19 protein-coding genes are annotated in these 18,809 nt (G+C 61.4%); 9 read left to right on the forward strand and 10 right to left on the reverse strand.

The features are described 5' to 3' along the window. The first annotated feature begins 19 nt into the window (after positions 1-19). Entirely contained in the window at positions 20-442 is a 423-nt protein-coding gene (ndk, locus tag ACR42D_RS09275) for a nucleoside-diphosphate kinase (RefSeq protein WP_319584845.1), read from the forward strand. Beyond that, positions 442-1,245, forward strand: a complete 804-nt coding sequence (proC, locus tag ACR42D_RS09280; protein WP_484566529.1) for a pyrroline-5-carboxylate reductase — start codon at positions 442-444, stop codon at positions 1,243-1,245. Before ndk ends, proC begins: the two co-directional genes overlap by 1 nt. Positions 1,246-1,489: 244 nt before the next feature. Here the strand turns inward: proC and ACR42D_RS09285 are convergent, their stop codons facing one another. The 10 genes from ACR42D_RS09285 to rsmA all read right to left on the reverse strand — a co-directional run bounded on the left by ACR42D_RS09285 (position 1,490) and on the right by rsmA (position 11,466). Further along, entirely contained in the window at positions 1,490-2,149 is a 660-nt protein-coding gene (locus ACR42D_RS09285) for an IS1595 family transposase (RefSeq protein ID WP_484566530.1), read from the reverse strand. A gap of 129 nt (positions 2,150-2,278) precedes the next feature. Continuing rightward, positions 2,279-3,232, reverse strand: coding sequence for an adenosylcobinamide-phosphate synthase CbiB (cbiB, locus tag ACR42D_RS09290; RefSeq protein ID WP_484566531.1), 954 nt, complete (start codon positions 3,230-3,232; stop codon positions 2,279-2,281). Between the two features lie 50 nt (positions 3,233-3,282). After that, positions 3,283-5,034, reverse strand: coding sequence for an RNA polymerase sigma factor RpoD (gene rpoD, locus ACR42D_RS09295; protein ID WP_484566532.1), 1,752 nt, complete (start codon positions 5,032-5,034; stop codon positions 3,283-3,285). Continuing rightward, complete coding sequence (dnaG, locus tag ACR42D_RS09300; protein WP_484566533.1) at positions 5,021-6,778, reverse strand: DNA primase; 1,758 nt, start codon at positions 6,776-6,778, stop codon at positions 5,021-5,023. The genes rpoD and dnaG overlap by 14 nt, the downstream gene beginning before the upstream one ends. Before the next feature lie 22 nt (positions 6,779-6,800). Then, complete coding sequence (locus tag ACR42D_RS09305) at positions 6,801-9,098, reverse strand: endonuclease MutS2 (protein WP_484566534.1); 2,298 nt, start codon at positions 9,096-9,098, stop codon at positions 6,801-6,803. Positions 9,099-9,115: 17 nt separating this feature from the next. Beyond that, a complete protein-coding gene (locus tag ACR42D_RS09310) occupies positions 9,116-9,562 on the reverse strand; it encodes a GatB/YqeY domain-containing protein (RefSeq protein WP_484566535.1) in 447 nt (148 codons plus the stop codon). A gap of 3 nt (positions 9,563-9,565) precedes the next feature. Then, on the reverse strand, positions 9,566-9,766 hold the full coding sequence (gene rpsU / locus ACR42D_RS09315) for a 30S ribosomal protein S21 (protein WP_484566536.1): 201 nt from the start codon (positions 9,764-9,766) through the stop codon (positions 9,566-9,568). Between the two features lie 183 nt (positions 9,767-9,949). After that, the gene (locus ACR42D_RS09320) at positions 9,950-10,120 is read right to left on the reverse strand and encodes a hypothetical protein (protein WP_165610760.1); all 171 of its coding nucleotides are present in this window, start codon (positions 10,118-10,120) and stop codon (positions 9,950-9,952) included. 14 nt (positions 10,121-10,134) lie between these two features. Then, positions 10,135-10,407 carry an HU family DNA-binding protein gene (locus tag ACR42D_RS09325; RefSeq protein ID WP_371385184.1) on the reverse strand — a complete coding sequence of 91 codons (273 nt, stop codon included), beginning with the start codon at positions 10,405-10,407 and terminating at the stop codon, positions 10,135-10,137. Between the two features lie 273 nt (positions 10,408-10,680). Further along, positions 10,681-11,466, reverse strand: coding sequence for a 16S rRNA (adenine(1518)-N(6)/adenine(1519)-N(6))-dimethyltransferase RsmA (rsmA, locus tag ACR42D_RS09330; protein ID WP_484566537.1), 786 nt, complete (start codon positions 11,464-11,466; stop codon positions 10,681-10,683). 113 nt (positions 11,467-11,579) lie between these two features. On the opposite strand from rsmA, the gene ACR42D_RS09335 reads away from it, so the two are divergent. The 7 genes from ACR42D_RS09335 (at position 11,580) to ACR42D_RS09365 (ending at position 18,809) form a co-directional block, all read left to right on the forward strand. After that, on the forward strand, positions 11,580-12,101 hold the full coding sequence (locus ACR42D_RS09335) for an adenine phosphoribosyltransferase (RefSeq protein ID WP_484566538.1): 522 nt from the start codon (positions 11,580-11,582) through the stop codon (positions 12,099-12,101). A gap of 12 nt (positions 12,102-12,113) precedes the next feature. Next, entirely contained in the window at positions 12,114-12,863 is a 750-nt protein-coding gene (mtnP, locus tag ACR42D_RS09340) for an S-methyl-5'-thioadenosine phosphorylase (protein WP_484566539.1), read from the forward strand. A 3-nt stretch (positions 12,864-12,866) separates the two neighbouring features. Beyond that, complete coding sequence (locus ACR42D_RS09345; protein ID WP_484566540.1) at positions 12,867-14,216, forward strand: amidohydrolase; 1,350 nt, start codon at positions 12,867-12,869, stop codon at positions 14,214-14,216. Positions 14,217-14,345: 129 nt separating this feature from the next. After that, positions 14,346-14,633 (forward strand): PxxKW family cysteine-rich protein, encoded by a 288-nt coding sequence (locus tag ACR42D_RS09350; RefSeq protein WP_338666914.1) that lies wholly within the window; start codon positions 14,346-14,348, stop codon positions 14,631-14,633. A 100-nt stretch (positions 14,634-14,733) separates the two neighbouring features. Further along, positions 14,734-15,957 carry a M20 family metallo-hydrolase gene (locus ACR42D_RS09355; RefSeq protein ID WP_484566541.1) on the forward strand — a complete coding sequence of 408 codons (1,224 nt, stop codon included), beginning with the start codon at positions 14,734-14,736 and terminating at the stop codon, positions 15,955-15,957. A 15-nt stretch (positions 15,958-15,972) separates the two neighbouring features. Next, positions 15,973-17,856 carry a tRNA uridine-5-carboxymethylaminomethyl(34) synthesis enzyme MnmG gene (gene mnmG / locus ACR42D_RS09360; protein ID WP_484566542.1) on the forward strand — a complete coding sequence of 628 codons (1,884 nt, stop codon included), beginning with the start codon at positions 15,973-15,975 and terminating at the stop codon, positions 17,854-17,856. A gap of 131 nt (positions 17,857-17,987) precedes the next feature. Beyond that, positions 17,988-18,809 carry a hemolysin family protein gene (locus ACR42D_RS09365; RefSeq protein ID WP_484566543.1) on the forward strand — a complete coding sequence of 274 codons (822 nt, stop codon included), beginning with the start codon at positions 17,988-17,990 and terminating at the stop codon, positions 18,807-18,809.

Here is an 18,809-nt window from a genome sequence, read left to right on the forward strand (position 1 = left end):
CAGACAAACGGAGGCATCCATGGCAATCGAAAAGACCTTTTCCATCATCAAGCCCGACGCGGTCGAGCGCGGCCTCATCGCCGAGATCCTGAAAATGATCACCGACTCCGGCCTCAAGATCAAAGGCATGAAGATGATCCACATGGACCGCGCCAAGGCCGAAGGCTTCTACGCGGTGCACAAGGAACGCCCCTTCTTCGGCGAGCTGGTGGACTACATGATCTCCGGCCCGGTGGTGGTGTCCTGCCTCGAGGGCGAGAACGCCATCGAGAAGTACCGTGCCCTCATGGGCGCGACCAACCCGGCCGATGCCGCTCCCGGCACCATCCGCGCCGCCTATGGCCAGAACATCCAGAACAACTCCTGCCACGGTTCCGACGGTCCCGACACCGCCAAGACCGAGGTGGCCTACTTCTTCAACGACGACGAGTTGGTGGGATAATGACAAAGAAAATCGGGTTCATAGGCGTAGGCAACATGGGGTCGGCCATAGTCAAGGGGCTGGCCTCGCGTGACGACATCGAACTGCACGGGGCGGACTTCAACAAGGTCAACCTCGAACGGCTCAACAAGGAACACGGGCTCATCATCCACGAGAGCGCGACCGACCTGGCCAAGGCGTGCGATTACATCGTCCTGGCCGTCAAGCCGCAGCACGCCGAACCCGTGGTCAAGGAGTTGACGCCCCAGCTCGACATGAGCAAATGCCTGACCGCGATCTGCGCGGGCATCCCCCTGTCCACCTACGAGGAGTGGACCGAGGACCGCTGCCCCGTAGTGCGCATCATGCCCAACACCCCGGCCCTGGTCGGCCTGGGCGTGTCGGCCATCTGCCTGGACAACGAAAACCTGACCGATGAGATGAAGGCGTTCGTGCCCGAGCTCTTCGCCTCCATCGGCCAGACGCACGTGCTACCGGAAAAGCTCTTCGACGCCTTCACCGGCGTGATCGGCTCCGGCCCGGCCTATGTCTTCTACTTCATGGAAGCCATGATAGAGTCCGGCGTGGCCCTGGGCCTGACCCGGCCGCAGAGTGTGGAGATGGTCAAGGGCTTGTTCCTTGGCTCCGCCACCATGGCCGACCAGAGCGAACACTCCGTGTCCGAACTGCGCGAAATGGTCACCTCCCCCGGTGGGACCACCATCCGCGCGCTTATGCACTTCGATAGGCAGGCCCTCAAAGGCGACATCATCGACGGCGTCTTCGAGTCCTACTACCGCAGCATCGAACTCGGCGACCAATAGCGAATAATAATCGGGGGGAAGGGGGAGAAAACCCTTTGAAAAGGGTTCTTCTCCCCCTTCCCCCCGTACCCCCTAACCCCCTCTTTCCCAAACTTTTTGTGTGCCTTCGGCAAGGGCGTGCGTCAGCGGATGCGTGTCTTTTTTTGCGTATGGCTATGCAGAACGTACCGAGAAGCAGCACGTACATCGGCCTCGCTCCTCACCGCGCGTAGCGACACAAAAAGTTTGGGGCTGACATAGATAACTATGCCGCGTTGTGCCTTTTTATCCATTTTTTCAGGATAGATAACTGCTCTTTTGGGGAGCCGTAATTAAACCTGAATTCGCACTCTTTCAAATACAGCCAAAAATACTTGCGAGGAATACCGTTGTACTTCCTCAGATGGCGCTTACTTTGGTTCCAGAAGTTCTCAATGCCGTTGATATGGTTATGCCCATCAACATAGCGTTTGAGATGATTAATACGATAGTGTTTAAATTCAGACACATCGAGCACCTTGTAGGATGACAAACCATCCGTATACACCACGCTGTCAGGCTGAACCTGCAAGTCGATTATCCCTTTCAAGGTCTTGGTTTTAGTGTCGGGGATTATTTCAGCGTACACCATCCCATTGCGCTTAAGAATGCCAAATACTGGGACTTTACCAGCAGCCCCCCGCCCTCGAATGCCACGGCGATAGCCGCCAAAATAACTCTCATCAACTTCTACCTCTCCGGCAAACATCTCAACGGAAGGCATCTGCTCTGCGATAATCTTCCGTAATCTCTGATAAAAAGTGATCGCGGTGTTGCGGTTTACACCTACCAGTTCACTGGCTGTGCGGGCTGGGGTGCCAGCAACGAAATGCTCAATCAGACGACCGGATATATGAGCCGACAAACGCGATCTTTTTAGCCTCATAGTCCCCCCTAATACGACGAGAGATCTATGTCAGCCCCAAAAGTTTTGAAAAAGGGAGGGATGGGGGTTCGGGGGAAGGGAGGGGAAAACTTTCTCAAAAGTTTTCCCCTCCCTTCCCCCGATTCGCCGTCAGGCGAACAACAATCGGATCAACCCGAGCACGGGAATGAGTACCAAAGCAGCCAGGAGGCCGGTCCTCGCGGTCAGCCTGAACAGCTTGCGAAGCTTGGCGTGGTCCCATGCGGCACCTGCCGGGCCGAGCTCCGGCTTGTCCTTGATCTTTCCGAAATAGACCGTGGGACCCCCCATCTGCCCTTCGAGAAGCCAGGCCGTGGCGGCCATGGGGTAGCCAGCGTTGGGGCTCTCCATCTTGCGGGCGTCGTCGCGGTAGCGTCCACGGGCGGTGGCCGCCTTGAGGCCGAGCCGCTTGCCGGCCAGGAACAGGAAAAAGGCGGTCAGCCGGGCCGGGATCCAGGCCAGGATGTCGTCGGTCTTGGCCGCGCCCTGACCGAGCTGGATGTAGCGGTCCGTGCGGTAGCCCCACATGGAGTCCATGGTGGACACCGCCTTGTAGGCCCACAGTCCGCCCGGGCCGAAGAGCGCGAGGTAAAACAGGGGCGCGGTGAAGCCGTCGTTGAGGTTCTCGCTGACCGTCTCGGCCAGCGTGCGGCGCATGGCGGGCGCGTCGAGCGTTGCGGTTTCGCGGCTGACGAGCATGGACAGCGCCGTGCGTGCCGCGGGCAGGTCGCCGGAATCAATGAGTTCGGCCACCCGCCGGGCGTCCTTGAGCAGGCAGCCCAGAGCCAGGCCCGCGTAGGCGAAATAGAGGGCCAGGAGCGGACCGAGAGACGGGATGGCCGTGAGCCGAGTCACGAGGAACCAGGCTCCCCAGGCGAAGAGGAGCACGGTTCCCCACCCTGCCGCACGGAGATTGACGCCGGTACGGCGGGCGGCCGCCTCGAAGAGATCAAGCCCCTTGCCGATGAGACGGACCGGGTGCGGCCAGCTGGCCGGATCGCCCACGAGCCGATCCAGGATTACGGCCAGCGCGGGAATGAGAAAGACGGCGACAGGATGTTCCATTGGATAGAAAAAGGGCCGGGAAGAGAGTCTCTTCCCGGCCCTGATGGTCTTTAGTTCTCGAAGTAGGACCGAAGCAGCGCGCTGCGCACGGGATGGCGGAGCTTGCGAAGAGCCTTGGCCTCGATCTGGCGGATGCGTTCGCGGGTGACGTTGAAGAGCTTGCCCACTTCCTCGAGGGTGTGGTCGGACTTCTCGCCGATGCCGAAACGCTTGCGCAGGACCTGCTCCTCGCGCGGGGTCAGATCGGACAGGACCGAGGCGATCTGCTCGCTGAGCTTGGTGGAGACCACTTCCTCGGCAGGCGCGGTAGCCTTCTTGTCCTCGATGAAATCGCCCAGGCTGGAATCTTCCTCGTCACCGATGGGGGTCTCGAGGGAAATGGGTTCCTTGGCGATCTTGAGGACCTTCTTGACCTTCTCCAGCGGGTAGTCCATGCGCTCGGCGATCTCCTCCGGAGACGGGTCGCGGCCGAGCTCCTGTACCAGGTAGCGCGAGGTGCGGATGAGCTTGTTGATGGTCTCGATCATGTGCACCGGGATACGGATGGTCCGGGCCTGGTCCGCGATGGCGCGGGTGATGGCCTGGCGGATCCACCAGGTGGCGTAGGTCGAGAACTTGTAGCCGCGCTGGTATTCGAACTTGTCCACGGCCTTCATCAGGCCGATGTTGCCCTCCTGGATAAGGTCCAGGAACTGCAGACCGCGGTTGGTGTACTTCTTGGCGATGGACACGACCAGGCGCAGGTTGGCGCGGATGAGCTCCTGCTTGGCCTGCATGGCGGTCCGGTTGCCGGATTTGATGCGCCACAGGACTTCTTCGAGGTCGTGCACCGAGTGGCAACACTTGTCCTGCAGGCGGTGCATGATCTCCAGCTTGCCCGCGAGCATTTCCTTGAAGGAGAAGAACTCCTCCACGGTCATGCCCAACTCGGTGGACGCGGCCACCGGATTGATCTCGCGGTCGTCCACCTGCTTGAAGAGCTCCTCGATCTCAGCCTTAGTCTTGCCCACGGACAGGACGTAGGCGGACAGGTCGCGCTGGCAGTTGTGCATCTGGCGCACGTAGTCGTTGACCGTCTCGATGATCCGGTCGATGAGGGTCTTCTCCAGCTTGATGTCGCGCAGCCGGGTGACGATCTCCTCTTTATAGCTGAGGATTTCCTGCTGCACGCCGTACACGCGCTTGTCCAGGCAGGCGCAGTAATCGAGCTTCTCGTAGATCTTCTTTTTCTTGCCGTAGAGTTTCTTGACTTCGGCGAGGAGGAAGATGACCCGCTGGCGCTGGTTCATCTCGTCTTCGGAGGGGTCGTCCTCTTCGATGGTCTTGACCACGTCCTTGAGCTTGATGCGACCGTCTTCCAGGTCCTCGCCCACGGAAATGAGTTCCTCGACGGCCACAGGGACCTCCACCAGGGAGTAGAGGACATCCATCTCGCCGTTTTCGATCTTCTTGGCGATGACGACCTCGCCCTCGCGGTCCAGGAGCGGCACGGCGCCCATTTCGCGCAGATACATGCGCACGGGGTCGGTGCTACGCGAGGCGTACTCGGTGGAATCGTCTTCGTTATCGTCGAATTCCAATTCCTTGTCATCATCGTCGTCGACCAGCTTCTTGTCGGAATCTTCCGAATCGACAAGGGCGATATCCATCTGGTCGAAGATGGCGTGGATTTCCTCGAGCTGGTCGGGGCTGTTGTAGTCGGAAGGCAGGGCCTTGCTCAACTCTTCGTATGTCAGGAATCCCTTTTTCTTACCTTCGGCGATAAGAGCTTTGATCTGTTGGATTTCCTTAATGTTGCTCATTATCCCTCCTACGAGACTTCTTCAGGGCCAAGAGTTCCAGCGCGCGCTTGTTGTCGCCGCTTTCGTACGCTTGCCTGATAGACTCGTTGAGCTGGCGATTATCCAAATCTGTTAACCCGCGTTCAATCTGCTCGCAGATGTAAACCCACTCATTCAGCAATTCCCGGCCAGAAAGGACTTTCGTATGCAATTCCTCGCGGCACTGGATGTAAAAGCCCTTTTCCTGTTCGTTCAGCAGGCTCGTAACTTGGCCTTGCTGCGTTGATTCGAGCTTGTTCCACAGTGCCTGCGCCCATGGGGTGCGAAGAACCTGGGTCATTCCCCTTTTGGCCAGTTCCGGCACATATTCCGGGTACTGGATAGAAAACCGTAAAAAATACCGATCATCCGTAAAGTCCTTGCCCACGCCCATACCCGGCTGCTGCTGTTGCTCGACCCGTTGCGTCTGCCGAGGCTGATGCTTTGGATTGCGCTGTTGCGGAGTGCCCACACCCGCGTCGCGCCTGAAATCAGCCTCCGACAGTCCGAGCCCGCTCGCAATGCGAGGCAGGTAGAACGCCCGCAAGGACGCGTCGGACAATTCCGACAAAAAACTCTTGGCCCACGCCATGATGTCCCTGGGGGCGTACTCCTCCCGCAGGGTGTTCATGCAAAAAGTCAAACCGTCCGGGGCCTCGCTCATGCAGGCCTCGAATCCTTCCGCTCCCTTGGTCTGGAGCAGGCTGTCCACGTCCTCGCCGTCCGGCATGAGGACCACCTTGCAGGCCACGCCCTGGAGCAGGATCATCCTGCTGGACTTCATGGCCGCTTTGCGCCCCGCTCCGTCGCCGTCGAAGACCAGGTCGACGCGCGAGCAAAATCCGGCCAACCTCTTTACCTGATCCGCCGTCAGGGCCGTGCCCAGAACGCCGCAGGAGTCGGTGTAGCCGAACTGATGGAGCGATATCACATCCATGTATCCTTCGGTCAGGATGGCCCGCTTGGTGCGGGTCATGGTGGACCGGGCCAGACTGAGCCCATACAAGTGGTCGCCCTTCTTGTATATAGGCGTATCCGAGCTGTTCAGATACTTGGGTTCTCCATCTGTAATTATTCTGCCGCCAAAAGCAATAACCCGACCCGATAAATTTTGAATGGGAAAGATCAATCTTCCACGGAACCGGTCGTAAATATTACCTTTTTCATTTTTTGACAAGAGTCCGGCCTCAACCCCCAATTCCGGGTTGCGGCCCTTGCTCTTGAGAAAATTGTCCAATCCGTGCCAGTCGTCGGGCGAATAGCCCAGACCGAACTTGGTGATCATCTCCGGGGTCATCCCCCGGTTGGTCAGGTAGCCGCGGCAATGATCCCCGGAGGCCAGGGACAGATTGCGCTGGAAAAACTGGTTCGCCTCGTCGTGCATGTCGAGGAGAATCTGCTTCTTTGCCTTGCGCTCTGCCGCGTGCGGGTCGTGCGGCACGTGGCTCAGTTCCACCCCGCATTCGGCGGCCAGCTGTTCCAGGGACTCCCGGAATTCCAGCCCGTTGATGCGCCCATAGAAATCGATGACGTCGCCCGAGGCCTGGCAGCCGAAGCAATAGAAGAAGCCCTCATCGTCGTTCACGGACATGGAGGGCTTGGTTTCCTGATGGAACGGACACGCGCCCATCCACCGGCCCGAAACCGGTTTCAGGTCAACATACCGGCGCACTACGTCCGAGATATTGATCCGGGCCTTAACGGCCTCGATACCACTTCTGTCCACCAGACGCCTCCGGGCAAAGCCGTTACTTGAGCGTTACCTCGGTCATGCCGTCCCCGCCCCGGTCTTCAGGGGCCAGGGAAAAATTCTCCACAGCGGGATAGTACTTCAAAAATTCGTGCACCTCGCGACGCAGCGCGCCGGTTCCCCGGCCGTGCACGATCTCGAGCCTGCCCGCGCCCTTGCGCAGGGCCGCGTCCATGGCCCGTTCCAGTTCGCTGATGGCCTCGTCGGCCCGATGGCCGCGCAGGTCCACCTCGACCACAAGGTCGCTCGGAGCCGCGGCCTTGGTCCCCGTGGGCTGGGACATGGGGCGTGAAGCGGTGTCGGCCGGGCCGAGATGGTCGGCCTTGACCCACATGGCCACGCCGCCGATATCGACCTTGGCCTGCTTCTTTTTCTCGTTGATTTCCAGCACGGTACCCGACTTGTTCCATGCCAAATACGACACTTTTTTGCCCGGGACAATATCCGAGAAGGAAAACACGGGTTCTTTTTTGCGCTCGGGCGCGATGTCTTCGATGCGCAACCGCGCCTGGTGGAGCTTCTTGCGGGCCTCTTTCTGGCCGATGCGCTCGGTTTTCCACTGCTTGACCACGTCCTGAGCCTTGGACTGGACCTCTTTGAGGATTTTGGTGCGCTCCTTCTCGAATTTATGTTCGAGATTGGCCCGCTTCTTTTCGATGCGCACGCGCTCGTCTTCGATGGCGTCCAATTCCGCCTCTTTCTTCACGGCCATGGCGTTGAGGCGATCCAGCACGGCGGAGGTGTCGGAACCGTCCAGCAGGAGATATTTTTCGGCCCGCTCCAGGATGGCGGCGGGCAGGCCGTGCTCGCGGGCCACGTCCAGGGCGATGGACGCGCCCACCTGGTCATAGGCCAGCCGGAAAAGCGGTTTCTTGGTGGACGGGTCGAAGAGCACGCTGGCGGCACGCACGCCCTTGGTGGCCATGGCGTAGGCCTTGAGTGCCGGAAAATGGGTGGCCGTGAACGCGGTGGCCCGCTTTTCCAGCAGGGAGTCGATGACCGCCTGGGCCAGGGCCGCGCCCTGTGTGGGATCCGTGCCCGCACCGAACTCGTCGAGTATGAACAGGGAATGGTCGTCCACCTTGTCCCAGACCCGCTTCAGGTACTGGATCTGGGCGGTGAAGGTGGAGACGTTCTCCTCCAGGGATTGCTCGTCGCCCATGATGACGAAAATGTCGTCCCACAGGGGCAGGCTGCTGCCCTCGGCGGCCGGGACCGGCAGGCCGGAAAAGGCCATCAGGCCGATGAGGCCCACGGTCTTGAGGCAAACGGTCTTGCCGCCCGCGTTGCCGCCGCTGACGATCATGGCTTTTTGCCCGTCCAGCAGCTCGATGTTCACGGGGTGGACCGATTCGTCGGTCAGGGCCAGAAGCGGATGGCGGGCCTTGAGCAGCTTGGGAGCGCCCTCCTCCGTGACCTCGATGGTCCTGCCCGCGTAGGCGTCGGCCAGGCGGACCTTGGCCATGAGCACGTCCAGGGTGACCAGACCGTCATAGGCCTCGCGGACCTCGTCCTGCTCCTGGCGCACCAGGCCGGTGAGGTATTGCAGGACCTTGTATTCCTCGGCCCGCTCCTCGCGCTTGAGTTCCTGGAGCTTGTTGTTGGTCTCCACGAGGAAGAGGGGCTCGAAGTAGCAGGTCTCGCCGGTCTGCGAGTAATCGTGGATGATGCCCTTGGTCTTGTTCTTGAAATTCGCTTTGATGGGCAGCACGTAGCGGTCGGACGAGACGGTCATGAACTCGTCCTGCATGGCCGCGCCCAGATTTTCCTGGAGAATGAAGTCCTTGACGCGCTTGGTGCAGCGCTGATGAATGGCCCGGATTTCCTGGCGCACGGACATCAGGTTCGGGGAGCTCTCGTCCTTGATCTGCCCTTCGGCGTCCAGGCAGCGTCCTATGCCGGACACGGTCTTCTGCGGCCAGCCATAGTTGAAGAGTTCTCTTTCCAGCACGTCCCAGCCGCGCCCCTCGAAACCGGCCAGGGATTCGCGGGCGTCCTTGGCCAGGTCCAGGAGGACCTTGAGCGCAAACAGCGCGTCCTGGTCGAGCACGGCCAGTTCGCTGTCCAGGTGCGGGAAAATACCGCCCAACTCGGGGAAGGCGCGCATGCGGAACCCCGACTCGCCCACCCAGGACGCGCCCTGCTCGAACAGGGTTCCTGCCCGGCGGACGGACTCAAGGGTGTCATAGGGATGGATGGCAAGACACGCGGCGGCCCCGGGTTCGGATGTGGCGAAACCGGACAATGCCCCGAGAATCTTGGGGAACTCCAATACCTGGAAAGTTCTGGACTCCATGGATGAACCTTGGAGAGTTAGGAGAGCTTGGACCGGACCAGTGCGCTGGCCTTCTTGCCGTCCACTTGTCCCGTGTACGCGGCGAGCACGGCCTGCATGACCTTGCCCATGTCCGCCATGGAGGACGCCCCGAGATCGGCGATGGCCTTGTCGATGGCGGCGGAAAGCTCCTCGTCGGACAGCTGCTTGGGAAGATAGACTTCAAGAGCGGCGAGTTCGTCGGCTTCGACCTTGGCCAGGTCGTCCCTTCCCGCCTTGGTGTACTGATCGAAGGAGTCCTTGCGCTGCTTGACCTGCTTGGCGATGAGGTCGAGCACAACCTCGTCGGCCAGAGCATCGCTCTTGTCCTCGACCATACGGTTTTTAATGGCCGTCTTGAGATGTCTCAAGACGGCCACTTTTACCGTAGCTTTGGCCTTGTAGGCCTCTATGTAGTCTTTGTCTATTTGCTTTGACAGACTCATAATCTACATGGTGCGCATCTTGCGCATTTTTTTGGCGAGCCTTTTCTTGGCGGCAGCTTTCTTTTTCTTCTTCTGCACGCTGGGCTTCTCGTAGTGCTGGCGCTTCTTCAGTTCGGACAGGATTCCGGCCTTCTCCACCTGCTTCTTGAAGCGGCGCAGAGAAACGTCGAAATTGTCGTTGTCGTCAAAATACACTCCGGGCAATGAAAATCACCTCCTCGGTGAACCGCCCGCTCATATGGCGGGCCAGCGAAATAAGAGACACTACATATATACAAAAAAGAGAAAAGGCAACCATTAAATCCAGGCAAATCTCAAAAACGCGCCACGTAAAAAGGCCTGCCCGGCAGTACCCGGACAGGCCCTTCGATGCATTGTATTCAGAGACTAATGATCAGCCTTTTTCGCGTCGCGCAGAGACTGCAGGACCGTAACCGCCAGGGCGACACCGATGACGCCGAGGACGATGTACAGGACACCGAAAAAGACGAAATGGTCGGGCATCCACCAGGGAAGATCCATGGGCAGCGGACTGTGAACGGTTTCACCGTGAATCATCGCATTATCTCCAATTATTTAACAGCGTCCTTCAGGATCTTGCCGGGACGGAACTTGACAACCTTGGTCTCGGGGATCTTGAGTTCGAGACCCGTGCGGGGGTTGCGGCCGACGCGGGCTTTGCGGAGTTCCACGACGAAGGTGCCGAAACCGGTCAGGGTCAGCTTGCCTTCGGAAACCAGGGTGCTTTCCACGGTCTCCAGGAATGCGTTCAGGGCGCGTTCGGCGTTCGCCTTGGTCAAGTTGGCCTTTTCCGCGATTTTGACAACCAATTCTGCCTTTGTCATCAGTCCTTCCTCCTCGGTGAAATATTACCTGATGGTATTTGTTAAAGCGCAGCCAGAGCACAAAACGACTTACACTTTGTTTCCGTCATCAACTCACCCCTTGGCCTTTAAATGAACTTTCGTCCCGTGTCCAGCCCGAGTGCTGAAAAAAAACGAAAAAACCTACGCTATATGGCGCTTCCGGGACTTTTGCCCCCCTATTTTTTGGGGTGCGAAATGCGCTTTTCCAGTACTGGTGGTCAGGTATTTTATAGGTCTTTGTGAAAAAATGTACTAATATATTAAGGAAAGTGTACGAAATTGCGCCGGAGTGAGGCTCTCCGGGCGCGCCGAGGGGCTGACGCCCTCATCCTGGAACCACTGCTCCACTTCCGGGGTCATGCGTTTCTTGAGGATGGTGGAGATTTGCTTGCGCCGTTGCTGGAAGAGCATCTTGATCAGCCCGGCCAGCTTCTCCGGGGCGGCCGGCCGGTCCTCAATCGGCAGCGGGTCGAAGCGGACCACGGCCGAGTCGACCTTGGGGCGCGGCCGGAAGACGGTGGGCGGCACCTTGAACAGATAGCGCGTGTCGCAGAAGTTGCGGACCCAGGCGGTCAGTCCGCCGAAGGCCTTGGTGCCGGGCTCGGCGGTCAGCCGCAAGGCCACCTCGTGCTGGACCATGAAGACCGCCCTCTCCAGGGTCTCCACCCGGCTGACGATATCCCAGATCAACTTGGAACCCACGTTGTACGGGAGGTTCCCGATGATCTTGCACGGCCCGGTTCCGTTCAGGTCCGCCCAGGGGAACTTGAGGGCGTCGGTCCGGACCACGTCCAGTTCCGGCCAGCGGTCCTCGAGCCGCCCGGCGAGGTCGTCGTCCATCTCCAGCACGCGCAGACGGCGCGCCCCGACCTCGGTCAGGTGCTCGGTCAACGCCCCCTGCCCCGGACCTATCTCAATAATATAGTCCTCGGACGCGGGGTTGAGCGCGTCCACGATCTTGCGGCAGATGTTGGGGTCGGTCAAAAAATTCTGGCCCAGGCTCTTTTTGGCCCGGTGCTGTCCGTCTTGTTGCGCCATGTGCGTTCTCCGTCGTCAGGGGATAGCGGAACCCGGTGCGGCTGGCAACAGCATTGACACGATCTCCCGGGAAAACGTATGAATCCCCGGTATTCATTCAATGAGGAGGATTCATGAATCTGCGCCATTATGTCCGGGACATCCCGGATTATCCCAAGAAAGGGATTACCTTTTTCGACATTACGCCCATTTTGAGCACGCCCAAGGCCTTCCGCCACGTCATCGACCAGTTGTACGAGAAGTACAAGGACAGCGGCGCGGACAAGATCGTGGCCGCCGACGCCCGGGGCTTCATCTTCGGCGCGCCCCTGGCCCTCAAGATGGGCATCGGCTTCGTGCCCATCCGCAAACCCGGCAAGCTGCCCTACAAGAACCGCTGCGTGACCTACGACCTGGAGTACGGCTCCGACACCCTATGCATGCACGTGGACGCCATAGATGAGGGCGACAAGGTCCTGATGATCGACGACCTGCTGGCCACGGGCGGCACGGCCGAGGGCATGGTCAAGCTGATCCGCGAAGCGGGCGGCGAGATCGTGGGCGCGGGCTTCGTCATCCAGCTCTCCTTTCTGGACGGCGACGAGGTCATGCGCGCGGCCGGCGTGAAACATGATTTTCTCATTGAAATCGACTAACAGGGAACGACCATGAGCAAAATAGGAATCATCGGCGGCAGCGGCCTGGACAACCCGGACCTGTTGCAGGACGTCCGCGACGTGGAGATGGGCACGCCCTACGGCAAGCCGTCCGCCCTCCTGCAGGAAGGAACCATCGCGGGCCGGGAAGTGGTCCTCCTCGCCCGGCACGGCCGGGCGCACACCATCCCGCCCACCTTCGTCAATTACCGGGCCAACATCAAGGCCCTGAAGGACGCGGGCTGCACGCGCATCCTGGCCACCACGGCCTGCGGCTCCCTGCGCCAGGAGATCGAGCGGGGCCATCTGGTCATCCTGGACCAGTTCATCGACTTCACCCGGCGCAGGCAGGTCTCCTTTTTCGACGAGTTCGAGCCGCACTGCGCGGTGCACACGGCCATGGCCGATCCCTTTGACGCCGACATGCGCGGCAAACTGAACGCGGCCTGCGACCGGCTGGGCCTGGCCCACCACAAGAGCGGCACGGTCATTACCATCGAGGGGTCGCGTTTCTCCACCCGGGCCGAGTCCAACATGTTCCGCCTGTGGGGCGCGGACGTCATCAACATGAGCGTGGCCCCGGAGTGCATCCTGGCCAACGAGGCGGGCATTCCGTATGCCGCCGTGGCCATGAGCACGGACTACGACTGCTGGAAGACCGACGAAGCCCCGGTGACCTGGGAGGAAATCCTCGATGTCTTCAAGAGCAACGTGGAAAAGGTCACCTCCCTGCTCGTCGAAGTGATCAAGGACCTGGACTAAGCCATGGTATCCCCCGCTACCGCCGATTCCGCGCCCCGCGCCTGCGATCTGCTGGTCCGGGCCGACGCCCTGCTGACCCAGGACGACGCCCGGCGCGTCCTGACCGACGCCGCCGTGGCCATAGGCGACGGCCTGGTCCTCGAGGTCGGCGGCTACGCCGAACTCGACGCCCGATACGAGCCCGCCCAGCGGCTGGACATGTCGGGCAAGATGCTCATGCCCGGCCTGGTCAACGGCCACACCCATCTGCCCATGTCCCTGCTGCGCGGCTTTGCCGACGACCTGCCGCTCATGGAGTGGCTGGAGGGGCACATCTGGCCCGTGGAGGCGAAGCTGGACGAGGACCTGCTCGGCATCGGCGCGCGGCTCGGCTGCGCCGAGCTCATCCGCACCGGATGCACGGCCTTCCTGAATGGCTATTTCCATGAACAGGTCACCGGCGAGGCTGCCTCGAACTGCGGCCTGCGCGCGGTCCTGGGCGAAGGGTTCTTCGCCTTTCCTTCCCCGTTCTTCCCCACGGCCGAGGCCTGCTGGCAGGCCATCCGCACCCTGGAGGAGCGTTTTCGGGACGACCCGCTGGTGCGCACGGCGGTCACGCCGCACGCGGCCTTTACCGTGCCGCCGGAGATTCTGGCGGCCAGCTTCGAACTGGCCGAGTCCCTGGACATCCCCTGGCAGACGCACCTGGCCGAGTCTCCGACCGAAACGTCGGTCTGCCTGGGCAAGTACGGCATGCGCCCGGTGGAAATCCTGCGCCGGGAGGGGCTGCTCTCGCCGCGCGTGACCCTGCACCACTGCGTGGACGTGGAGGAAAAGGAGATCGCCCAGCTGGCCTCGTCCGGGGCCAACGTGGTCCACAATCCGGCGTCCAATCTGAAGCTCTGCTCCGGCATGTCTCCGGTGCAGGCCATGCTCGACGCCGGGGTCAACGTGGGGCTGGGCACGGACGGTGCGTCGAGCAACAATCAGTTGAACATGTTCCGCGACATGGGGCTGGCCGCACTCATGGGCAAGGTCCGCCACGGCGACGCATCGGCCGTGAACGCCCAGACCGCCCTGGACATGGCCACCCGCAATTCGGCCCGTTGCCTGGGCTGGCCCGAACTGGGCCGGATTCAGGCCGGACACCCGGCGGACATGATCGCCCTGGACCTTTTCTCCCCCAACCTCATGCCCGTGTTCAACCACGTGTCCCACGCGGTCTACGCGGCCACGGGCATGGAGGTGTGCATGACCATGGTGGCGGGCGAGGTATTGTACCTGTACGGCGAGTTCAGAACCCTCGACGTCAGCGGCCTGCGAAAGGAGGCCGTGCGCTGCGCGAAGTGGGTTCGGAACGCTTCCGGAAAATGAAAAATTAGAGCAAAGAACTTGACAACACCCGCCCTGGGTGCATATCGAAGTCTGCTCTTGCACCGAAATGAAATTACGTATGCCGCTGGCATCCTGTGAGCCGCATTATTTTTAGGAGGAAGGCACGACATGGCCAAGAAAAAAGGAATCGTTTCCCTGGAAGGCGCCGTCAAGACCGATGCCGGTCTGACCTACAAGGGCGTCGTCATGGAACCCATCGTTGAAAAGTGTGAAGGTTGCGAGCGTATCGTTCCCTTCGAGGGAGAGAACTACTGCCCGACCTACGCCCAGCCCGCCCGCAAGTGGGCCGGCGGCGTGTGCAACTTCGCCACCCACGTGCGTGCCGAAGTGGACAAGACCGGCAAGGTCAAGGTCAACCCGCTCAAGGCCTCCAAGCGCGCCGCGCGCGGTCGCTAGACCACAGCAAGCAGGAAAGGCGGGGCGTTGTCCCCGCCTTTTTTTGTTTGTGTGATCCGATTTTTGGGCTAGCTTCATCGAAAACGCAATCGGAGGTCCCATGGACGCGCTCTTTTCCGAACTGGACCGCCAGACAGAGGCGGTCGTCGAACTGCAGACCAAACTCACGGCCATTCCGGCCCTCGGTCCCCGCAACGGGGGCGAAGGCGAAAAGGCCAAGGCCGATTTTCTGATCGGCCATCTCAAAGCCATGGGCATCGAGGACATCCGCGAATACAACGCTCCGGATTCCGATGTGCCCTGCGGGTACAGGCCCAACATCGTGGCCGTCATCCCCGGCAAAAACACGGAAAAGACCCTGTGGGTCATCTCCCACATCGACGTGGTCCCTCCGGGCGACCTCGACCTGTGGAACTCCGATCCCTACGTGGTCCAGCGCGACGGCGACACCCTCATCGGGCGCGGCGTGGAGGACAACCAGCAGGGCATGGTCTCCTCGCTGCTGACCGCCCAGGCCCTGCTCGACCTGAAGATCACCCCGGAGATGAACTACGGCCTGATCCTCGTGTCCGACGAGGAGACCGGCTCCGGCTTCGGCTTGGACTACATAGTCCGCGAACACGCGGACCTGTTCCGCGAAGGCGACCTCTTCCTGGTCCCGGACTCGGGCGAGCCAGCCTCGGAAATGGTCGAGGTGGCCGAGAAGTCCATGTTCTGGATCAAGGTCACGGTCATCGGCAAGCAGTGCCACGCCTCCACCCCGGCTCAGGGCGTCAACACCATGTTCCCGTCCGCGGAGTTCATTCTGCGCGTCAAGGAGCTGGAGACCCTGTATCCGGCGGAGGACACCCTGTTCAACCCGCCCCGCTCCACCTTCCAGCCGACCATGCGCGAGGCCAACGTGGCCAACGTGAACACCCTCCCCGGACGGGACGTGTTCTACGTGGACTGCCGGGTCATGCCCGAGTACGACCTGAACGACGTGCTCGGCACCATCAAGGGCATGGGGGCCGAGATCGCCGCCAAATATGGCGTCACCGTCGAGTGCGAGCCGATCATGTGGGAACAGGCCGCTCCGGCCACCCCGGCGGACAGCGAGATCGCGGTCCGGACCATGGCCTCCGTGCGCAAGGTCTACGACAACAATCCCCGCACCGTGGGCGTGGGCGGCGGCACCGTGGCCGCGTTCCTGCGCCGCAAGGGCCACAACGCTGTGGTCTGGTCCACCCTGTTCCACAACGCGCACCAGCCCAACGAGTGGTCGTCCATCAAGAGCACCATCGGCGACGCCAAGGTCATCGCCGACATGCTCCTAACCAGGTAGCGCCGCAGTCCGTTCATGCAGAACAAGACCCCGTTTCCGGCCGAGTTCGACCTCATTGTGGTCGGCGCGGGCCATGCCGGCTGCGAAGCCGCCATGGCCTCGGCCCGGCTCGGCCTGAAGACCCTGCTGCTGACCATCAATGTGGACCGCATAGGGCACCTCTCCTGCAACCCGGCCATCGGCGGCCTGGCCAAGGGCCATATGGTCAAGGAGATCGACGCGTTGGGCGGCATGATGGGGCTGTGGGCCGACGCGGCGGGCATCCAGTTTCGCATCCTGAACACCCGCAAGGGCCCGGCGGTCCGGTCCAGCCGCGCCCAGATCGACCGAGCCCGGTACATGCAGGTGGTCCAGGCGTCCGTGTTCGCCCAGGAGAACCTGTGGGTCTTCCAGGACACGGGCTCGGCCGTGCTCACCGAGAACGGCCGGGTCAGCGGCCTGCGCAGCGAGCTGGGCGAGATATTCCCGGCCCGGGCCGTGCTCCTGACCACCGGCACCTTCCTGCGCGGGCTCATGCACATCGGGCTGGAGCATTTCAGCGGCGGGCGCATGGGCGACCCGGCGGCCAATTCGCTGTCGGCCAACCTGCGCGAGTTGGGCTTTACCCTAGGCCGTCTCAAGACAGGCACCACCCCGCGCCTTTTGCGCGACTCCATCGATTTCTCGGCCATGCAGGAGCAGCCCGGCGACGATCCGCCCGTGCCCTTCAGCTTCCGCAACAAGACCGTGCCCATGCCGCAGGTCTCCTGCTGGCTGACCTATACCAACGAGGCGGCCCACGAGGCCATCCGTTCCGGGTTCGACCGCTCGCCCATGTTCACCGGGATCATCGAGGGTACCGGGGCGCGCTACTGCCCGTCCATCGAGGACAAAGTGGCCCGGTTCCCGGAAAAGGACCGGCACCAGATTTTCGTCGAGCCCGAGGGGCTGGACAGCCCGGAGATGTACCCCAGCGGCATCCCCACCAGCCTGCCGTTCGACGTGCAGAAGAAGATGATCCGGGCCATCAAGGGCTTGGAAAACGCCCAGATCGTCCGGCCGGGCTACGCCATCGAATACGATTTCGTCCCGCCTACCCAGCTGCGTCCCACCCTGGAGACCAAGGCGGTGGAGGGGCTCTACTGCGCGGGCCAGATCAACGGCACCTCTGGCTACGAGGAGGCCGCCGCCCAGGGGCTATGGGCTGCGCTCAACGCGGCCTGCAAGCTGCTTGGCCGCGACCCGTTCCTGCTCTCACGCGATCAGGCGTACATGGCCGTGCTGGTGGACGACCTGGTGACCAAGGGGACCGAGGAGCCCTACCGCATGTTCACCTCCCGCGCCGAGCACCGGCTGCTGCTGCGCGAGGGCAACGCGGACGAGCGGCTGACCCCGATGGGCCGCGACCTGGGATTGGTGGACGACGCCCAGTGGGCGCTCTTTTCGGCCAAACAGGAAAAACTTCAAGCAACGCTTGAGGCCATGCACTCCATCAAGGTACGTCCCGACGCGCCCACCCGCGAACTGCTGGAATCCATCGGCGCGTCCGTGCCGGGCAAGGCCGTGGAACTGGCCGCCCTGCTGCGTCAGCCGCAGATGGATATCGAACGGCTGAACGTGTTTTATCCCGAACTCGTCGCGCTGGACCAGGAGGTCCTGCGCGAGGCCGAGGTGCAGGTGCGCTACGAGGGCTACCTGGTCAAGCAGGAGGAACTGGTGGCCAAGTTCAAGTCCCTGGAGGACAAGGTCCTGCCCGATGACCTGGACTATGCGGCGGTTTCCGGCCTGACCCGCGAGGTGGTCGAGAAGCTGACCAATATCCAGCCCCGGACCCTGGGCCAGGCCGGACGCATCTCCGGGGTCACGCCCGCGGCCCTGTCCTGCCTGGAGATCCACCTGAAAAAACTCGGCCTATCGTAACACTCCCCGCCGCTTCGTTTGTTGACAGGTTCTCCCAGTCTGTCTAAATACATGAATATTGACACAACGTTCGCACGGCAGCGGGCCTGCGCCCGCCCATCGTTTCTGCAACCGTTTCAAGGAGTCTGGTCTTGGACGAAGGATCCGACAGTCGATTTCGCAATATATTCAAGAAAATATTCGGCAATAACGACCATCAGATAGAGGAGCACATCCTCGAAGCTCGGGCCGACGGCGAGTTGGAGAGCCATGAGGTCTCCATGCTCCTGAACGTGCTCGGCCTGGACCAGAAGCTGGTCGAGGAGATCATGGTCCCGCGCACGGACATGGTCTGCGCAGACGCGTCCAGCACCGTCAAGGACGTGGCCGAACTCATCGTCAACCAGGGCGCTCACTCCCGCATCCCCATCTACCAGGACAACAAGGACCACATCTTCGGCCTGGTCCATGCCAAGGACCTGCTCGAGCCCCTGCTCAACGGCGAGGTGGACAAGTCCGTGCTGGACCTGCTGCGTCCCGCCTTTTTCGTGGCCGAGGACAAGCCCCTGGACGAGGTCCTGGCCTACTTCAAGAAGGAAAAGCTGCACATGGCCGTGGTCCAGGACGAGTACGGCGGGACCTCCGGCATGGTCACCATGGAGGACGTGCTCGAAGAGATCGTCGGCGAAATCTCGGACGAATACGACGACCAGCGCCCCGACGAGATCCAGGACTATTCGGACGGGACCTTCATCGTCTCCGGCCGCGCCCCGCTCGAGGACGTCAACCGCAAGTTCGCGCTGGACCTGGAGAGCGAGGAAGTGGACTCCATCGGCGGCTACTTGGCCGCCCTGGCCGGGCGCATCCCGCTGCAGGGCGAGCTGTACACCTTCTCCGGCTGGCGGTTCGCGGTCATGGAGGCCGACGAACGCCAGATCTGGACCATCAAGGTCGAACCGCTGGGGAAAGTGTAA

The organism is Pseudodesulfovibrio sp. lm2024 (assembly GCF_051175575.1).
Lineage (GTDB): Bacteria > Desulfobacterota > Desulfovibrionia > Desulfovibrionales > Desulfovibrionaceae > Pseudodesulfovibrio > Pseudodesulfovibrio caledoniensis.